This is a genomic window from Candidatus Sericytochromatia bacterium (assembly GCA_035285325.1).
Taxonomy (GTDB): domain Bacteria; phylum Cyanobacteriota; class Sericytochromatia; order S15B-MN24; family JAQBPE01; genus JAYKJB01.
Genome location: JAYKJB010000089.1, coordinates 1 through 16,894, shown reverse-complemented (window position 1 = coordinate 16,894; position 16,894 = coordinate 1). Strand labels below are relative to the sequence as shown.

At 67.1% G+C, this 16,894-nt stretch carries 13 protein-coding genes and 1 tRNA gene; 6 read left to right on the top strand and 8 right to left on the bottom strand.

All coding sequences use genetic code 11. The features are described from left to right. Positions 1 to 112 precede the first annotated feature (112 nt). The 5 genes from VKP62_11720 to recJ all read right to left on the bottom strand — a co-directional run bounded on the left by VKP62_11720 (position 113) and on the right by recJ (position 6,065). Positions 113 to 436, bottom strand: a complete 324-nt coding sequence (locus VKP62_11720) for a hypothetical protein (GenBank protein ID MEB3197859.1) — start codon at positions 434 to 436, stop codon at positions 113 to 115. A 290-nt stretch (positions 437 to 726) separates the two neighbouring features. Continuing rightward, positions 727 to 1,317 carry an RdgB/HAM1 family non-canonical purine NTP pyrophosphatase gene (gene rdgB, locus VKP62_11715; GenBank protein ID MEB3197858.1) on the bottom strand — a complete coding sequence of 197 codons (591 nt, stop codon included), beginning with the start codon at positions 1,315 to 1,317 and terminating at the stop codon, positions 727 to 729. Beyond that, on the bottom strand, positions 1,317 to 3,512 hold the full coding sequence (locus VKP62_11710) for a bifunctional (p)ppGpp synthetase/guanosine-3',5'-bis(diphosphate) 3'-pyrophosphohydrolase (GenBank protein ID MEB3197857.1): 2,196 nt from the start codon (positions 3,510 to 3,512) through the stop codon (positions 1,317 to 1,319). The genes rdgB and VKP62_11710 overlap by 1 nt, the downstream gene beginning before the upstream one ends. A 283-nt stretch (positions 3,513 to 3,795) precedes the next feature. After that, positions 3,796 to 4,326: an adenine phosphoribosyltransferase gene (locus VKP62_11705; protein ID MEB3197856.1), complete on the bottom strand. Its 531-nt coding sequence runs from the start codon at positions 4,324 to 4,326 to the stop codon at positions 3,796 to 3,798. A gap of 11 nt (positions 4,327 to 4,337) precedes the next feature. Next, complete coding sequence (gene recJ, locus VKP62_11700; protein ID MEB3197855.1) at positions 4,338 to 6,065, bottom strand: single-stranded-DNA-specific exonuclease RecJ; 1,728 nt, start codon at positions 6,063 to 6,065, stop codon at positions 4,338 to 4,340. A 161-nt stretch (positions 6,066 to 6,226) separates the two neighbouring features. Between recJ and VKP62_11695 the strand changes: the two genes are divergently transcribed. The 4 genes from VKP62_11695 (at position 6,227) to VKP62_11680 (ending at position 11,122) form a co-directional block, all read left to right on the top strand. After that, positions 6,227 to 7,726, top strand: coding sequence for a hypothetical protein (locus VKP62_11695; protein MEB3197854.1), 1,500 nt, complete (start codon positions 6,227 to 6,229; stop codon positions 7,724 to 7,726). Positions 7,727 to 8,103: 377 nt separating this feature from the next. After that, positions 8,104 to 9,138 (top strand): hypothetical protein, encoded by a 1,035-nt coding sequence (locus tag VKP62_11690; GenBank protein MEB3197853.1) that lies wholly within the window; start codon positions 8,104 to 8,106, stop codon positions 9,136 to 9,138. 66 nt (positions 9,139 to 9,204) lie between these two features. Next, positions 9,205 to 9,285, top strand: a tRNA-Leu gene (locus VKP62_11685). A gap of 613 nt (positions 9,286 to 9,898) precedes the next feature. Then, positions 9,899 to 11,122, top strand: a complete 1,224-nt coding sequence (locus VKP62_11680; GenBank protein ID MEB3197852.1) for a Fic family protein — start codon at positions 9,899 to 9,901, stop codon at positions 11,120 to 11,122. A gap of 308 nt (positions 11,123 to 11,430) precedes the next feature. Here VKP62_11680 and VKP62_11675 read toward each other — a convergent pair whose 3' ends face one another. Then, on the bottom strand, positions 11,431 to 11,619 hold the full coding sequence (locus tag VKP62_11675; protein ID MEB3197851.1) for a hypothetical protein: 189 nt from the start codon (positions 11,617 to 11,619) through the stop codon (positions 11,431 to 11,433). Positions 11,620 to 11,754: 135 nt separating this feature from the next. Between VKP62_11675 and VKP62_11670 the strand changes: the two genes are divergently transcribed. Beyond that, entirely contained in the window at positions 11,755 to 12,036 is a 282-nt protein-coding gene (locus VKP62_11670) for a hypothetical protein (protein ID MEB3197850.1), read from the top strand. Positions 12,037 to 12,148: 112 nt separating this feature from the next. Here the strand turns inward: VKP62_11670 and VKP62_11665 are convergent, their stop codons facing one another. Further along, a complete protein-coding gene (locus VKP62_11665) occupies positions 12,149 to 12,712 on the bottom strand; it encodes a hypothetical protein (GenBank protein ID MEB3197849.1) in 564 nt (187 codons plus the stop codon). An 89-nt stretch (positions 12,713 to 12,801) separates the two neighbouring features. Beyond that, positions 12,802 to 14,940 (bottom strand): hypothetical protein, encoded by a 2,139-nt coding sequence (locus tag VKP62_11660; protein ID MEB3197848.1) that lies wholly within the window; start codon positions 14,938 to 14,940, stop codon positions 12,802 to 12,804. Positions 14,941 to 15,322: 382 nt separating this feature from the next. Between VKP62_11660 and VKP62_11655 the strand changes: the two genes are divergently transcribed. Then, positions 15,323 to 16,894: sugar phosphate nucleotidyltransferase (locus VKP62_11655; GenBank protein ID MEB3197847.1), on the top strand; the 1,572-nt coding region annotated here is incomplete at its 3' end.

The window sequence follows — 16,894 nt, the reverse complement described above, 5'->3', positions numbered from 1 at the left end:
GCGTGTTATGGCGGAGCCTCGGGGCGCCCCGCGCCTCGCGCTGGACTCGACGCTTCAGCGCAAAACCGCCCCTTGGTGGGGCGGTCGGCCGATGAACCGTCACGCTAGCCGGTTACCGGAACAGTTCCTTCAAGCCGCGGAACAGTTGCTCGAAGCTCTGCCCGAGATCCATCGGATATCCAGGATAGCCGGGATATCCCGGGTAGCCGTAGCCGGGCTGGGTCGGGTAACCATAGACCGGGGGCGCCGGGTAGCCGTATCCGGGCTGCGCCGGATAGCCCGGATAGCGGCCGTTGTAATGCGCGGCGTTCTGCTTGGCATAGGTATCCGTCGTGTTGACCGTCGCCGTCCCGCCGTGGGGGTCCGCCGGACGAGCGGAGCGGGGCGGCAGAGACACGGGGGCGACCGTGGTGCGTGCAGCGATCGGGGTGGTCATGGTGGCCTCCGAGGGGTCACGTCAGGTGAACAACCGGGCGACACAGCGTCGTCCTATCATCACTATCGGGAGGCCTGGGCCCGAGGGTGCTTAATTTCGGAGGTTTTTCAGATTAACTTTACATTAAAATAAAACCGGTAGGTCAGGCGATTCCGGCGAATCCGCGCGCTTGCTTTCACGCGCCAGTACCTCATCGCGGCGCTCGGGCGCGTGCGGACTTCCGGCACGACGATCGACGCAGCGATCGGCCTTCAGGGTCGCGAGGCTGGCCGGGTTCATCCTGAGCGACGCTATCCGATGGCGGAGCCTGCCAGGGCCGTTTTCAGGGCGGCGGCCGCCTGGGCCCGGTGGCTGAAACGGTTCTTCTCGGCCTTGGACAACTCCGCGAAGGTTCGCCCGGAGGGGGCATGAAAAAAAATCGGGTCATAGCCGAAGCCCCCGGTGCCGCAGGGCGCTATCAGGATGGTCCCCTCGCAGCGGCCTTCGACCGTGATCAGGCGCCCATCCGGCCAGGCCAGCGCCATGGCGCAGACGAAGGCGGCCTGCCGTTGGGACGTGCCCGCCAGTTCATCCAGCAGACGGGCAATGCGGGCTTCGGGGGTGGCGGCATAGCGCGCAGAGTGTATCCCGGGTCTCCCGCCGAGTGCTTCCACGCAAAGACCAGAGTCATCCGCCAGGCAAGGTTGATTGAAGGTTTTGGCTCCCGCTTGTGCTTTGAGTGTTGCATTTTCGATGAAGGTTGCGCCGGTTTCGTCTACTTCCAGCGGGTAAGGGGTCAGCGCGAACTGCCAGCGTGACTCGGCCTTCTCGTCCGTCTCAAAGAGACTGCGGAGCTCATCGAGCTTGCCAGGGTTGGTCGAGACCAGCAGGATGGTTGTCATCACGGAGTCGCCTTGGGGGAGCGGCTGGGCGGCTGGCGCATCTTGGTGACCCGGTTGGCCCGCACCACGTCGCTGATTTTGGAGACGGTCGCCAGCACCCGCTGCAGGTGGTTCATGTCGCTGATGTCGATGACCAGGTTGATGATCGCAGATTTGTTTCGCAAGGTGCGGATGCGGGCCGCCCGGATGTTGGTTTTGATGTCCGCGATCTTGGCGGAAACATCTTTGAGCAGGCCCACGCGATCCATCAATTCAATCTCGATCTCCACCGGGTAGGTGCTGCCGGAGGCGGAAGGCGCCCACTCGACTTGCACGATCCGACCCGGATCGACCTGTGCCAGGTTCGGACACTCGGCGGCATGCACCGTGATGCCTCGCCCACGCGTGACGGCCCCGCGCACGGGTTCGCCAGGCAGAGGCATGCAGCAGCGGGCCAGGTTGACCAGCATCGAGTCGCTGCCGTCGATCAGGATGGTGTTCTTTTCCTTGCCGCCTCCTTTCTGCCGCGGTGCTTCTTTGGGCGCTTCGGGGGGGAGGTTGGGCGGCGGGGCCTCCGGCTTCAGCCGGTTGAGCACCTGGGTCACGCCCAGTTCGCCGTAGCCGATCGCCGCGAGCATGTCATCCACGGTGGTCATGTTGAACTTCTGGGCCGTCTCGAGCGCCCGATCGCTCTTGAGCAGCTGTTCCAGGCCGGCACGGCCCACTTCGCGCTCAAGGCCCTCCCGGCCCAGCTGGATGTTCTCGTCGCGGTGCTCCTTCTTGTACCACTGCCGGATGCGGTTCTTGGCCGAGGTGGTGGCGGCAATCTTGAGCCAGTCGCGGCTGGGGTGGGGCGTCTTGCTGTTGATCACCTCGACGATGTCCCCGTTGCGCAGATGGGTGTCCAGCGTGACGATCCGTCCGTTGACCTTTGCGCCCACGCAGCGGTGCCCGACGTCGGTGTGAATCCGGTAGGCAAAGTCGATCGGGGTGGCGCCGCGCGGCAGATCGATCACGTCCCCGCGGGGGCTGAACACGAAGACCTCGTCGGCGAACAGGTCCTCCTTGACCGTGTTGAGGTATTCGTGCGCGTCTTTCAGGTCGTTTTGCCAGTCGAGCATCTGGCGCAACCACGTGAGCTTCTGGTCCGCGTCTCCGATCGCGCGGCTGCCTTCCTTGTAGCGCCAGTGCGCGGCAATGCCGTATTCGGCCACGCGGTGCATCTCGAAGGTGCGGATCTGGATCTCGACCGGGCTGCCCTTGGGACCGATCACCGCGGTGTGCAGCGACTGGTACATGTTGGACTTCGGCATGGCGATGTAGTCCTTGAAGCGGCCTGGAATGGGCTTCCAGAGCGAGTGGACCACGCCCAATGTCTCGTAACACTCCTTCAGCGAGTCCACCAGCACGCGCACGGCCGTGATGTCATAGAGGTCCGTGAACTCTTTCTTCTGCTGCACCATCTTCTGCCAGATGCTGTAGAAGTGCTTGGGGCGCCCCGACAGCTTGCAGGGAATCTCCAGCTTGCTGAGTTCTCCCTGCAGGTCGCCCACGATGCGCGCGATGATCGCCTCGCGTTCCTCGCGTTTGGCCGCCACCAGCTGGGCCAGCTTGTAGTACTCCTCCGGGTGAAGGTAGCGCAGGGACCAATCTTCCAGCTCGGCCTTGATACGTCCGAGACCGAGACGATGCGCCAGCGGCGCGAAGATTTCCAGCGTTTCGCGGGCAATCTCGTGCTGCTTTTCTTCCTTCATGTGCGCCAGCGTGCGCATGTTGTGCAGGCGGTCCGCCAGCTTCAGCAGGATTACCCGGATGTCGTTGCCCATCGCCAGGAACATGCGGCGGAAATTCTCCGCCTGCCGTTCTTCCTTGCTGGAGAAGGAAATCTTGCCGAGCTTGGTGACGCCTTCGACCAGCCGACACACTTCGGAACCGAACTGTTTGCGCAGTTCTTCGGCGTCGATGTGGCAATCTTCGAGCACATCGTGCAGCAGCCCGGCCGCCACGGTGGCGCCATCTGCTTCGAGGCCCGCCAGAATCTTGGCCACCTCGACCGGGTGCATGACGTAGGGCTCACCCGATTTGCGGGTTTGGCCCGCGTGGAGCTGTTCCGCTAGCGCGAAGGCACGCCGGACCAGGCCCTGGTCCTCCGCTGGGAGGTAGGTGCCAATGGCTTTGAACAGGCCGTCAGTATCGACCGAAGACTTTTGCGCCATGGGGGTCGCCGTGTCTGGGCCTGGTTGCCTCGCCTGGACCCACAGCGCTGGGGGTAGGGGGTCGTCCCGCGTCGGACGGCCGCCTGGCGTGGCGGCGAGAGGCGCTTGCCCGCTTGCCTCTCGCTGCGTCGGGGGGCGTCATCGATTCCATCGTATCAGACTGGATGGTCACACCCTATTCTTCCCCAGCAAGCCTGATTCGATGCCGGAACGGGGGCGGTGCGATCGCCGGGATGCCCCACGGCCCAGGCCGGCCGGCTGGAAAATCGGCCTTTTTTCGCCTTCAGTAAGTCAGCAACGCATGGACGTCCAGGCCGGGGAGTCTGTCGCGCCCGGCCAGAAAGGCCAGCTCGATCAGGAAACCAGCCGCCGCCACCTGGCCCCCCATCCGCTCGATCAGCGCCCGCGTGGCCGCCACGGTGCCGCCGGTGGCCAGCAGATCATCGATGATCAGGACCCGATGCCCCGCTTTCAGGGCATCGGCGTGGATCTCCAGCGAGCCCGACCCATATTCCAGCGTGTAGTCGATCTTTTCGGTCTGATAGGGGAGTTTCCCGGGCTTGCGCACCGGGATGAAGCCCTTGCCCAGGTGATAGGCCAGGGGCGCCCCCACCAGAAAGCCCCGGCTTTCGATGCCGACCACGTAGTCGATCGCCAGGGGGCGGTAATGCGCGACCAGCCGGTCGATGGCGCTCTGGAAGGCCTCGGCATCCCTGAGCAAGGGCGAGATGTCCTTGAAGACAATGCCGGGTTGCGGAAAATCCGGAATGTCGCGCACGTAGGTCTCGAGATCGAGCGAGGTGGGGGTGGGCATGGCCACTCCTTTCATCCAGCTTGGTTGGGGGAAGGGCAGAGATCGAGAATCTTGAGGGTCAGACGGTTGCGCCCCTGCCAGCGTTCGGCCAGGGGCACGAACACGGCGTCGAGGTGGGGCGTTTCGAGCGGGTACTGGCCGCCGCGCCCAAAGGCGATCGCCGGCAGCGTGCCCGTGTCATCGGCGAGTTCGAGCCACAGATGCTCGTTCTCCGGGCCTCGACGCTCCTGTCGGACGACCCTCAGGTGTCTGGCCACGAAGAGCGGTGCGGGGTTTTCCGGCCCGGTCGGCTCCAGGCGATCCAGTTCGGCGACGGTCTCGTAACTGAGCCAGCCGAGCGGCACCTCCGCATCCACTTTCCAGACTTTCGGGGCGTAGGCCGCATCCCCCATCATGGCCTGAACCTCGGCCTGAAGCGCCGTCACGAACGCCGCCATGTCCGCCTCGCGAACACTGACGCCGACGGCCTGACCGTGTCCGCCGAAACGCACCACGTGCTGCTGAACGCGGCTCAGGGCGGCGTGCAGATCGAAATGAGCCGGGCTGCGCCCGGAGCCACGCCAGGTGCCACCATTTTCGGGGGCCAGCAGCAGGGTCGGCCGATTTTCTCGACCCGCCACCCGCGACGCGACGATGCCCAGCACGCCGTGGTGCCAGTGCGCATTGTGCAGCACCACGGCCGGCCCGCGGGGCAATTCGTTCAAGGAGATCAACGCCTGCACCTCACTTTCGATCACCAGCGAGAGCGTGCGGCGCTCGTGGTTGAGTCGCTCCAGATGTTGCGCCATTTCGCTGGAGCTGGCTTCGTCCTCATTCAACAGCAATTCGAGCGCCAGGCGCGGGTGCGCCATGCGACCCGCCGCATTCAGTCGGGGGATCACGCGTTGGGACAGCTGCTCGGCGATGTAGCGTTGTTTGAGGTTGCACTTCGCCACCCGTGCCAGCGCCGCGATGCCCGGACGCGGCGCGCGACGAATGCGTTCGAGTCCGAGCTTCACCAGCCGCCGATTTTCCTGCGACAGGGGCGCCTGGTCGCTCAAGGTGCCCAGCACCACCAGGTCTTGCAGGTCCCTGGCGTCGGCGCCGTCCACCGGGTGCGCCGCGTCGAGCGCGCGCGCGAGGGCATAGGCCAGCCCCACGCCCGAGAGGGGGGCCAGCACACCAGGGGCGTCTGCCAGATGGGGGTTGACGATGGCCACGGCTGGCGGCAGTCGAGGCCCCGGAAGGTGATGGTCCGTCACGATCACGGCAAGCCCGAGCGCGCGCGCGTGGGCCAGTTCCTCCAGGGCCGTGGTGCCGCTGTCCACGGTCACCAGCACTTGAGAACCCGCCGCGGCCAGCGCGTCGAGCGCCGCCGTGGTGAGGCCGTAACCGTCCGTGTTGCGTTGGGGCAGGTGATAATCGACCCGCGCGCCGTGTTGCCGCAACGCTTGAAGCAACAGGGCCGTGGCCGTGATCCCGTCGATGTCGTAATCGCCGCAGACCGTGATCGACTCCTCCGCCAGAATCGCCTCGCGCAGCCGAGCGACGGCCAAGGCCATTCCGGGCAGGGCCGTGTAGTCAGGTTCCGCTTCCTCCGCCTCCGCCAGAAAGGCGTCGACGGCTGCGCCCGGCTGCCAGCCGCGGGCAGCCAGCACCGTGGCCAGCAACGGCGGAAGGCCGAGGGCCTGGCGCAGGGCCTCGGAACTCGCGTTCGAGGTCGCACGGGTTTGCCAGTACAGACGCGGGTGGGCCGGCACGGGACTCCTTCCGGGGGCGCTTCATGCGCGGGCAGGCTGGCCCTGGCCTCCTTCCCGCGGGCACGCCTTCCTTATCTACCCTGGCGAACCTTCCCCTCTTCGGCCTTGCGCGAATTGCGTGCAGGCAAGACACTGCGTAACATAGGGGCATGTTGATCCGGATGCCTCGGCGCGTCTGCGTGGCCACCTGTGCCCTCGTGCTGGCCCTTTCCTTCTTCGGACGCTCCGCCCGCGCCAGCGATGACCCGGCCTGGCAGGAGATTCGTTCGGACTATCGTAGCGCTCACTACGAGAGTGCCTTGCAACGCTTGCGGCAGCTCGTGGAGATCCGGCCTGGCGATCGCGAGGCCCACTATTACATCGCGCTGGTGACGTGGCGCCTGGGGCAATATGCAGAGTCAGCCGTCGCCTGGCATCGGGTCCAGGAACTCGACCCTCAGGGGCCTTTTGGACGGGATGCGGAGATGTGGCTGGCCTCCTTTGGTGACGTGGCGGCCGGACGGCTCCCGCTACCCGGGTCGAACGACAGGCTGAGTCCGCCTCCCTCCCCGCCGCCGCTCGAATCGGATCCGCGCGCGGGGCTGCCGCGCGCGACCCCTTCGCTGGGAGTGACGCTTGCCTCGCCTTCGCCTTCGGCTCAGGTGGTGCCCCCCCGCTCCGGGCCCCAGGCGCCCGCCATGGCGCGGTCCGCCCCCCCGGTCGTCGCCTCCCCGTCCTTGGAGTCGCCCCGAGGCGTCGCGAGGCCTCTGGGGAAATTCGCTCCTCTGCTGCCCGGGTCGCCGCTGCCGGCCGGGTCATCTTCACCCGCTCCAAGCCTGCGGATGTCAGCGCCTCCGCCGCCGTCCGACTCCTCCCCGACCACCAGCCCCGGGTCGCCCCCAGCGAGCGTCGCGGCCTCCTCGCTTCCCTCGGCCGCCCGGGTGGCCCTGCCTTCAGCGGCACCGACCGCTGCGTTCTCGCGCCCCCAGCCAGCCAGCCCGACCCCTACCAGCCCGCCTGTTCCCGTCAGCGCCGCGTTACCCCCGGCAGGACCAGCGGGGGCGTCCGCGGGGGGCCTCGTGCTTCCGCCGGAGCCTCTGCTGTCTGCGCCGAACCCGCGGCGGGTGATCCGCGCGACCGCCACGCCGCCCCCGCGCACCCCCTGGTTGGCGGCTCAGCCGGCCAGTTCCGGCACGCGCCCGCGGGCGCGAAACGCCCGCCCCGGATACTTCAAGGGCATGGACGGCACCTTCGAATTCGTGCCCCCCGTGGGGTTCATCTTGCTCGATGAAGGAGATGACCACGGGGAGTTTCGCGCCCTGTTCGGGCCGCCTCCCGCGGCGGGCGATCGCCGGACCAGTGAGCAGCCGCCCACCTTGTTGATGGTCTGGCGGGAGGTGCCCGAACTGGAACGCTATCGCGCGGATCAGCGGGCGGCGCGCGCGCGCCAGTTCCTGATGTTGGAAGCCGCGACCTATGGCCCCGGTGCTCGGGTTGAAGCCCGTTTTGGCGTCCAGACGGTGAAGGTGGCCCAGCGGCAAGGGAGCTGGGCAGCCGACACCTGGCTGTTTTTCCAGGCGTCTCGCCTGTATGCCATTACCTACGGGGGGGAGGCGCTGGCGTTGCCGGGCCACGTCGGGGCGGTGAATCGCAGCCTGGGAACCTTGATTTTTAACCCGTGAGCGCGTTTTCGGGCTGTTGCCCGGCTGGTAGCCAGCTGGCCATCCAGGCAAAATGATGAGGCGGACGGGACGATGCTGTCCGGGGAGGCCCAGGGGGCCGGACGGGCAGGTTGGATTCCAGGGAGCGCCAGCTCTTGCCTGGGCGGATGGGACGCGGGTGGGACATGCGGGCAAAACACCTTTCAGGGTTTCCCATGGTGCGCGCGATCGGGGCGGCCCGGCGAGGACCCCCGACACACCAGGTGCGTGATCCTGGGCACGTCGGGGGCGCCTGGCCGCCCTGAGGCAGAGGACCTGTCAGCGGGTATGAAGCGGGAGCAGGACCTGACGGGGAGCCCCTCCCCTGATCCTGGGGACACGCCAGCCGGGAACCGATCGTGAGCGAGGACAAATCCAAACGCAGCGGTGATCAGCTCAAGCTGAACACCCAGGCGCTGCCCTCAGGCACCCAGCCTCTGCGCAAGCCCTCGCCAGGGGGGGGGCGCCAGAGTGACGCCTTGCAATGGGACGACCCTGCCATGCAGTCCGTGGTGGAAACCACGGTGGCCCGGGTCGGCAAGCACATCCACGTGCTCGAACAGCGCGTTGAGTTGCTGGTGCATTCGGTTCAAAGTGCCGGATTGCCGATTCCGGGCGTCGAGAACTGGGCGTTCAAGCACGCCGTGTCGCCCCAAGGCAAAAAGATCATTGCGTATCTCGAGAAGCTGGTGGTGGTCAATGCCAGTGTCGCGCAGCAGATCCAGGTGGCGATTTTCCGGTTTCATGAAGCCCGCCAGGCCGTCACCGACGCGCGCGTGCAGATGCGCGAAGGGGTGGCGGGCCCGCATACCCTGGAGGAGGTCAAGCGCAAGTTTTATCCCCTGACCAATTTGCACGTCGAGTTCCGCCAGGACTCGCTGCTCGCCCAGATGTTTCCGCCTCCGGAGGCCGCGCCGTCGCCTCAGGCGAGGGCCGCCACCGGACATTTGCAGGCGCGGGGGACCCAGTTGCTCTCCGGCGGCGATGCCGCCCTGCGGCATCAGCAGTTGCGTCAGGCGACGCTGCAGCAAGGGGAACAGGTGCTGCGCTACCTGGCGCCCGGCATGGAGGCGCTCAAGCGCACCGTCGACATGCAGCGTCCTGCGATCGGGGCAGCCTTGCTGGATATCTTCAGCACCCAATCGCGGCGAGAACGCCTGCTCGCGCAGCGTCTCAAAGATGATCCGCGCGCCGCGCAGTTGGCCGGTAGTGCGGTGGAACTTTACGGTCATCTGCGAGACCAGGTGACGGACGTGCGCAAGGGGGGCAAGTTCGAGCCCCTCGCGGAGCAGATGGAGTATCTCGCCAACCTGCTCGGCGTCTGGCACCAGCATCCGGTGCTGCGGGAGTTCTTTCCCAAGCTCGATCGCGAGCTGTTCTTCGTCAAAACCTGACGGAGGCGCTGCGCCAGGCGGGCGGCTTGCCGCCCATCCGGGAATGCGCTAGAATCGGCTTCCGCTGCCCGAGTGGCGGAATGGCAGACGCAGTCGACTCAAAATCGACCGCCGCAAGGCATGCCGGTTCGACTCCGGCCTCGGGCACTTTGGCCCCCCACCTGGCTTTCCGGGTGGGGGGCTTTTTGGCTCATAATGACTATGGGTAACAAATCCGGCCGGGCGGGGTGCCGAGGGCGAGCGCCTCAGCCCTCCGGCGATCGCCCCGCCCACGCCTCCGGGGCCTCGGCCGCTAGGGCTCCGTTGTAAGGGGCCCGTGGCAGTTCCATCACCCGACCCTCCGGCGCAGGCGCCCCAGAACGCGCCCGCAGCTCCTCCCAGAGCTGCCCCTGCCCGAGCAGCACGCCGAGCAGCTTGCCGCGGACCTGCTCGGAGGCGAGGGCCTACTTGCTCATGGCGGTGTGCTCCTGGAGCGCGTCCATGATCGCGTTCATCAGCTCGGCCGCGCGCAGATCTCGGTCTCGAAGTGGATTTCTTGGTGCAAGGCGGGCATAGGCAGCTGTTGTCCTGTGGGCACGGGCCACCCGCTTCATACCCCACGGAGGCGCGTGGCGGACCCCTCGGTCCTGCGCAGCCCTCGGGGGCAGGCTTTCGTATCGGCCTCTATACATTGGCTTATCGGGTATAGTTTCTTATGGAGCCCTGTGCGAAAGGTTACGCCCCTCGGACCTCGCACGGCGCTGCCGGGGAGAGCTTGTCGATGCCGCGCTTCGAGTCACGCTGGTGGGAGCCAGACCTGAGCCTGGGTGAGCAGCACCGGGCGGCCCGCGGCTTCCGTTACGAGGCCTACGTCCCCGACCCGGTGGCGGGCTTCACGCTGGCGCTGCCGCTGGACCTGGCGCAGGAGCTGGAGGCGACGGTGCAGGCGGTCGCCCAGCTGCAGGACCTCGTGGTGGTGAGCGGCCTCGAGGCCCTGAGCCGTCAGCTGCTAAGGGCGGAGAGCATCGGCTCCAGCCGCATCGAGGGGTTGCAGCTCTCGCAGCGGCGCCTCGCGCGCTCGGAACTCGCGCCCGCGCAGGGCGACGCGCTGGCCCGCTCGGTGATGGGCAACATCGCCGCGATGGAGGCCGCCATCCAGCTCGGCTCGCGGACGGTCCGCATCGAGGTGGCGGACCTGCTGCGCATCCACCGCCAGCTGCTCGAAGGCACCGAGGACCGGGAGGTTGCCGGCCGCCTCCGCACGACTCAGAACTGGATCGGGGGCTCGTCGCACAGCCCGGCGCACGCCGAGTTCATCCCGCCGCCCGAGGGCGAGGTGGAGCCCCTGCTGGCGGACCTGTGCGACTTCCTGGCCCGCGAGGACCTGCCCGCGATCGTCCAGGCGGCGGTGGCGCACGCGCAGTTCGAGACGATCCACCCGTTCGCCGACGGCAACGGCCGGGTCGGCCGCGCATTGATCCACACCGTGCTGCGTCGCCGCGGCCTGACGCCCCACTTCGTGCCGCCCGTGAGCCTGGTGCTGGCTACCAACGCCACGCGTTACGTCGAAGGCCTGACGGCCTTCCGGGCTGGCGACGCGCTGGCCTGGTGCCGGACCTTCCTGCGCACGCTCCACGCCGCGACCGAGCACGCCAAGCGCCTCAACGCCGACCTGCTCGCGCTGCAGGGCCGCTGGCGGAAGGCCCTCGGCCACCCCCGCAGCGACTCCGCGGCTGAGCGCCTCATCCAGCTGCTGCCCGCCCACCCCGTGCTGAACGCCGAGGCGGCCCAGGCCCTCGTCGGTGCGAGCGCGGTGGCGGTGCGCGGCGCCCTCAACGACCTGAGCGCGGCAGGGGTCCTCAAGCAGGTCTCGATCGGGCGGCGCAACCGGGTCTGGGAGGCGACGGCCCTGCTTCACCTCGTGGACGACCTCGAGTGGACGCTGGCGACGCCGACGGTCAGTGGGCTCGATCGGCGCCCGGCCCCGCCACGACCGCAGGGGTGACGGACCTCGCCGGTGTCAGGCTTCACCACGGCCACCGTGCTGCCTGCATCATCGTCTGCTGTGCATTCGGCTCCACATCGATCACCTGAGCAACCGCTACCGGAACCGGTGATCGCTTCCCCCGAAGACGTCCTGGGATTGGCCGATCGCTGGCGTGGCAGAGCACATCGGCTCCGTCAGCAAGCGATTGCCTCTGCCGGAAGCTCTCTCCGGACTTACGCTACACTGGGGTGAGCGTTGTTTCGGGTTTCGGGTAGGTTGGCTGCTCGCTCATCGCTGCGGTCCTCCGGTGCAGGGTCTCCGCTGGGTCAGCTCACCTCGTCCGGGTCGATGTTCCCCCAGACCGGCATGTCGGGGTCCACCCACAGCGGGCCTTCGTCCTCAGGTGAGGGCGCGGTGAGGCCTTGGGCCCAAACCTTTTTGAGCTTTTTCAGCACGCTGTCCGCGTCCGCGACCTCGTCGCTCTCGTCCGAACCTTCTGGCTGAGTCTCACGCATCGAGGTGCCTCCTGCTTCTCGCATCGTCCGGCGGTCAATGCCTGCCGGGCTTGGTGTACCCCACGGGCAGCGCTGAGGCTAGTCTCTCAGGACGAGCAAGGGTAAGTCACCCGCACCGCAAAGGATGCCCCAGGGATGCCGAAAGAAAAGGCCGGTTTCCAGCCATCGCTGGAAACCGGCTTCTCATCAGGCGCTCCGGGAGAGTCTCGAATCCCCGACATCATTCTAAGGGCGGACACCATCTATCCAACTGAACTACCGAGGCCCGCTGTCATCCCGGACCGCATCAGCCGCCAGCTGGAGGCCGACCTGGCGCATGTCCGCTTCTGGCTTTTCCGGCTGCTCGTCCCAAACCTTGATGCACGCCAGCAGGTAGGCGCTCTCCGGGGTCAGCGGCCCCTCATTCAGGTTACCTGATTCCGGTCGTAGGGCCTCAAGTGTCGCACGCAGATCACCTGGCTTTCCGGGTGGGGGGCTTTTTGGTGGATTGGGGCCGCGAGCCCGACCGGGGCTGCCGGGGCGCCTGCCCTCAGAACACCACGCCGAGGTCTTGCTCCGCGCACCCGTGGCAGACCACCTCGGCCCCCACCGTGAGGCAGCGCCCCGGCCCGAAGCCTTCGCCGCAGCGGCTGCAGAGCACGTGCCGGGCGCGCAGGGCCTCGAAGCCCTGCGCCAGCAGCGCCCGCAGGGCAGCGCTGCGCAGCTGGGAGAACGCCTCCCGGCGCCACAGGCTCGCGACCAGGGCAGGGCCGCCGTAGCCCGTGGTCCAGGCGATCGCCGGCAGCCGCACCTCCAGCGCCTCCTCCGTCACCACGAGCGAGAGGAAGGCCAGCTCCTCGCCGCCCCAATCGAGCCCCACGGGCACGTCGGCCTGGAACACGTCCCGCGTCCGCCAGCGCGGCAGCCGCGCCCAGAACGCCGCCTCGAACGGCCGGCGCCCGTCGACGGCGGCCTCGCCCGTCTGCGCCAGCGCCACCTCGCCGCAGGCCATCAGGGCCTCGCGGGCGCGCTGCTCCAGCCCCGTCAGGGCCTCGGCAGGGAACTGGCCCTGGGGGTCGAGCAGTTGCTTCCAGGCATGGTCGTCGGTGGTCATGGGGGTCACATACCCGTGAGAGGCCTGCTGTGCCCACGTTCAAACCGGCCCCGCCGCGGTCGCAGGCGTGAGGCTTCAACGGGTGACGCCTAGGGTCGGGTAAAGCCAGTGAGGTCGACCTCGTGAACCCCGGTGGATTTCAGGAAGAAGAGGCGGTCCCCATCGTCATCCAAGGTCAGCCCGAAGGGATAGCCCAGTCCTGGAACCTGCACGAAGCTGGAGCCACCGGAAGCCGATACCACCACCGAGGAGGCCCCGGTGTTCACGTTGATGGCCACGATGGTTTGATTGCCTCCTCGGTTGACGTATAGAACGGGCGAGGCGTAGGCCAGGCCTTCAATCACGCCCAATCCGCTCGCCAGCCGGACAGCGGTGGCGGCGCCATCCTGGGCTGAGAAAATCGCACCTCCGGCGTTCGAGGGGTCGGTTCCGATAAAAAGAGTGGGTGACGCCGAGGAGACCGGCACGCCATCCACGGCCGGGTCGAACACGGTCATCGCGGTCGGATTGGTCATCAACCAATTCGCGCCAGCCACCTGCAGCACGCTGCTCGCGGCATGATTGGCCTGACTGATCCAGCGGACAGGCTGGGTAAAGCCGGTTTTCGCAGCGTACAGACGCGTGCTGTCGGCCGCCAGCGCATAGCCTCCATTGGGGAAAATGAGGCCACTGGCCTGACTATCAGGTTCGTAAAAGGCAAGTCCAGCACTGCTGCCGCTCGCAACGTACAAGGTCCGACTGCCGCTCAAGGTCTGAGCAACGTTCCAACCACTTCCAGAAGAAGGAATCAGGTCCAGCACGCCAGAGGCCTGAGGCGTCCCCCCCGTCAGGGCGACCAGAATGGTCTCTTCGGGAGCCGCAGCACTACGGGTTACCACCAGCTGCGCCCCGCCGATCGGCTGTCGCAAGAAGGCCAGTCGTTGGCCCCCTTGCAGGCTCACCGAAGGGGAGGGTGTGAGGCCCGTGCCGCCTCCCTGTCCGCTGCTCGTGGCGGTCCGGCTGCCGCCGCTGGAGAGCGTTGGCGTCGGGATGAAGTGGCTCATGAGGGGTCCCCAGATCCGCACGGGGTTGGTCTGCCCCGTGAAGGTCAGCACCCCGGCGAGGCTGATGGCGACCCGGTCGAGCGGAAAGTCCTTGGCTTCGACGGCGATGGGGGTTTTGAGGCGGCCGACGAGGTTCATCGCTGCGAGGACCTTCAGCTCCTCGGTCACCAGCGCGTCGCGCTTGCCGAATTTGCCGAGCAGCGACATCGCTTTGCGGAAGTCCTCCACCTTGTCCGCCCGCAGCAGGCCGCGCGCATCCGGGGCGCTGAGCATGGTCGTCTTGATGAAGCCCCTGTCCGCCTCGGAGAGTGACCCACCCGCCTTCAGCTTCTCGAACGTCTGCTCCAGGTCCTCGAACGTCCACCACCTCAGCCGGCTAATGCCCGCCTGGATCTCCTGCTCGGGGCGTTGCAACTGCAGCTTCATGGCCCCCATTGCCGACAGGCCGTTGAGGGAGAGCTCGAGGTCGGCCATCGCATACACCTGCCTGAGCCGGAGAAAGGTCCCTACTGATTCCGCGACTTGATTCCCCATCCCCTCGTTGTACGCGCCCCGTCCAATAAAAACCGGCTTGCCGTTCTCGTCCTTGGCGACCTTGATCGGACCGTTCAGGTTCTCGACCCGGGACCTGCGGAGCTGCAGCCGGTAGCCCACCCGGGACGGCTCGGCGGGCCAGGGGTCCGTCACCGTGATCAGGCGCTCCTCCCCGCGCGTCATCACGAGCCGCACGACCTTCCCGACGCCGGGGTCCTGCACGATGAGGTCGAAGTTCCCGTCCGCGTCCGTCACGGGGGGTGTCGGCCTGGCCGCGCCGGTCTCGAGATCCGCCGTGGCGCGGATCGTGACGGGCTCGTTGGACCCCAGGTCGAAGCCGCTGATCGTGGCGCCGCCGAAGGGCTCGCCTTCCATCAGCCGCGCGAAGCCCCGCACCCGCCCCCACGTGTGGTCCGCGAGCTCCGGCGGCAGCGGGGCGTCGGCCGCCGGGGCCTGCCCGCCACCAGCCCCCCCCGCACCCGGGACGGCCGAGCCCACCAGCGGGCCGCCGGCCGGCAACGCGGCCGAGGTGGTGGCGCCAAGAGGCCCGGCCGCCGTGCCCGGCGTCGGGGTGGTGCCCGCGAACGTCGTGCTGCAGCCTACGAGGGCGGTGGCGAGGAGGAGCGCGGGGAGCGTGCGGCGATGGGTCATGAGGGGCCTCACGTATATGTCGATAGAAGTATGTGCTGTGGGCGAATGTACCCCGCCTCCACGTCTGCTGTGCATTCGGCTCCACATCGATCACCTGAGCACCCGCTACCGGAACCGGTGATCGCTTCCCCGGAAGGCGTCCTGGGATTGGCCGATCGCTGGCGTGGCAGAGCACATCGGCTCCGTCGGCAAGCGATTGCCTCTGCCGGAAGCTCTCTCCGGACTTACGCTACACTGGGGTGAGCGTTTTTCCGGGAAAGCTTGGGCCGTCGCAGGGCGGCTGAGGCCGCAAACCCACGACGCCCCTTCCGTCAGACCACGAGAACTTCGAGACCGCTGCCCAGAGAGGCGTTCTGTCCTCATCCGAGAGGGTGTCCCCAGCGTGCAAATCGTGATCCCCATGTCAGGCTTTGGCGAGCGTTTTCGCCGTGCGGGCTATGCGCGGCCCAAGCCCCTGATCGAGCTGGAAGGCAAGCCGATCATCGCGCACGTCATCGCGATGTTCCCGGGCGAGACGGACTTCCTCTTCATTTGCAATCAGGACCACCTCGATGACCCCACCTATGGGCTCGAGGCGACCTTGCGCCAATGGTGTCCGACCGGGCGGGTGATCGGGATCGCGCCCCACAAACGGGGCCCCGTTCATGCCGTGCAGCAGGTGGAACACCTCCTGAAGCCTGAACAGCCGGTCGTCGTGAATTACTGCGACTTCACCTGTTACTGGAACTGGGCGCATTTCCAGGCGTTCGTGCAGGAGACGGCGTGTGCCGGGGCGATCCCGGCTTATCGCGGCTTCCACCCCCATTCGCTGGGTACCACCAACTATGCCTACGTGCGGGAATCGGACGGTTGGGTCGAGGACATCCAGGAGAAGCAGCCCTTTACCTCCGACCGCATGGCGGAATATGCCTCGAGTGGAACCTATTACTTTGCCTCTGCGGCCTTGATGCGTCAGGCCTTTCAGGAAACCGTGGCGCAGGGTTTGGCCGTTTCCGGTGAGTATTATGTGAGTCTGGCTTACAAGCCCCTGCTCGCGAGCGGTCAACCCGTGGCCGTGTACCCCCTGCAACACTTCATGCAGTGGGGAACGCCGGAGGATGTCGCTGAGTACCGGACGTGGTCGGAGGCGTTTCGCGCGCTGGTGGCTTCACCTCGCGGCCAGGGTGTGCCGCGGGGAAGTGTGGTGGTGCCGATGGCCGGTTTGGGGCAACGCTTTGCTGACGAAGGCTACCCGCTCCCCAAGCCCCTCATTCCGGTGTCGGGACGCCCGATGGTCTTGCAGGCCACCGCCTCGCTGCCGCCGGCTCGCCGGTACGCCTTCGTTCTGCGGGCCGACATGCCAGGCTGTGAAGCGGTGTCGGCTGAGCTGTTGCGCCAGTATCCCGGCGCGCATCTGGAAACGCTCGCGGGGGTGACGGAAGGGCAGGCGTGCTCGGCCCTGCTGGGGCTGGAAGCCCTCGAGGCCGCCCAAGGTCCTCTCGAGGGGCCGATCACCTTTGGCGCCTGCGACCATGGCATGGTCTACGATGCCGGCCAGTTCGAGGCCTTGTGTGCGGATCCTGAGGTGGATGTGATCGTCTGGGCGATCCGAGGGTACCCCTATGCGGCCCGCCATCCCCAGATGTTCGGCTGGATAGAGGCTGAGGCAGGTCGTGTCCGTTCGGTGTCCGTGAAGGTGCCCTTGGCCGACCCGGCCACGGATCCACTGGTGCTGGGGACCTTCACCTTTCGCCGCGCCCAGGACGTCAAGCGCTGCGTGGAGCGTCTGATGCAACGGGACGGCCGCGTCAACGGCGAATTTTATCTGGATGCCTGCCTCAATGACGCGCTGGCCCTGGGTCTGAACTGTCGCTTGTTTGAAGTGGAGGCCTATCTGGGCTGGGGGACGCCGAATGACCTCAGGACCTTTGAATACTGGCAATCCTGCTTTCACAAGTGGGAAGGGCATCCCTAT

Bases quoted from the DNA above. Each gene is read 5' to 3' on its own strand.
- VKP62_11720 (MEB3197859.1), bottom strand. From the start codon at position 436: ATGACCACCCCGATCGCTGCACGCACCACGGTCGCCCCCGTGTCTCTG.
- rdgB (MEB3197858.1), bottom strand. From the start codon at position 1,317: ATGACAACCATCCTGCTGGTCTCGACCAACCCTGGCAAGCTCGATGAG.
- VKP62_11710 (MEB3197857.1), bottom strand. From the start codon at position 3,512: ATGGCGCAAAAGTCTTCGGTCGATACTGACGGCCTGTTCAAAGCCATT.
- VKP62_11705 (MEB3197856.1), bottom strand. From the start codon at position 4,326: ATGCCCACCCCCACCTCGCTCGATCTCGAGACCTACGTGCGCGACATT.
- VKP62_11695 (MEB3197854.1), top strand. From the start codon at position 6,227: ATGCCTCGGCGCGTCTGCGTGGCCACCTGTGCCCTCGTGCTGGCCCTT.
- VKP62_11680 (MEB3197852.1), top strand. From the start codon at position 9,899: ATGCCGCGCTTCGAGTCACGCTGGTGGGAGCCAGACCTGAGCCTGGGT.
- VKP62_11675 (MEB3197851.1), bottom strand. From the start codon at position 11,619: ATGCGTGAGACTCAGCCAGAAGGTTCGGACGAGAGCGACGAGGTCGCG.
- VKP62_11670 (MEB3197850.1), top strand. From the start codon at position 11,755: ATGCCGAAAGAAAAGGCCGGTTTCCAGCCATCGCTGGAAACCGGCTTC.
- VKP62_11665 (MEB3197849.1), bottom strand. From the start codon at position 12,712: ATGACCACCGACGACCATGCCTGGAAGCAACTGCTCGACCCCCAGGGC.
- VKP62_11660 (MEB3197848.1), bottom strand. From the start codon at position 14,940: ATGACCCATCGCCGCACGCTCCCCGCGCTCCTCCTCGCCACCGCCCTC.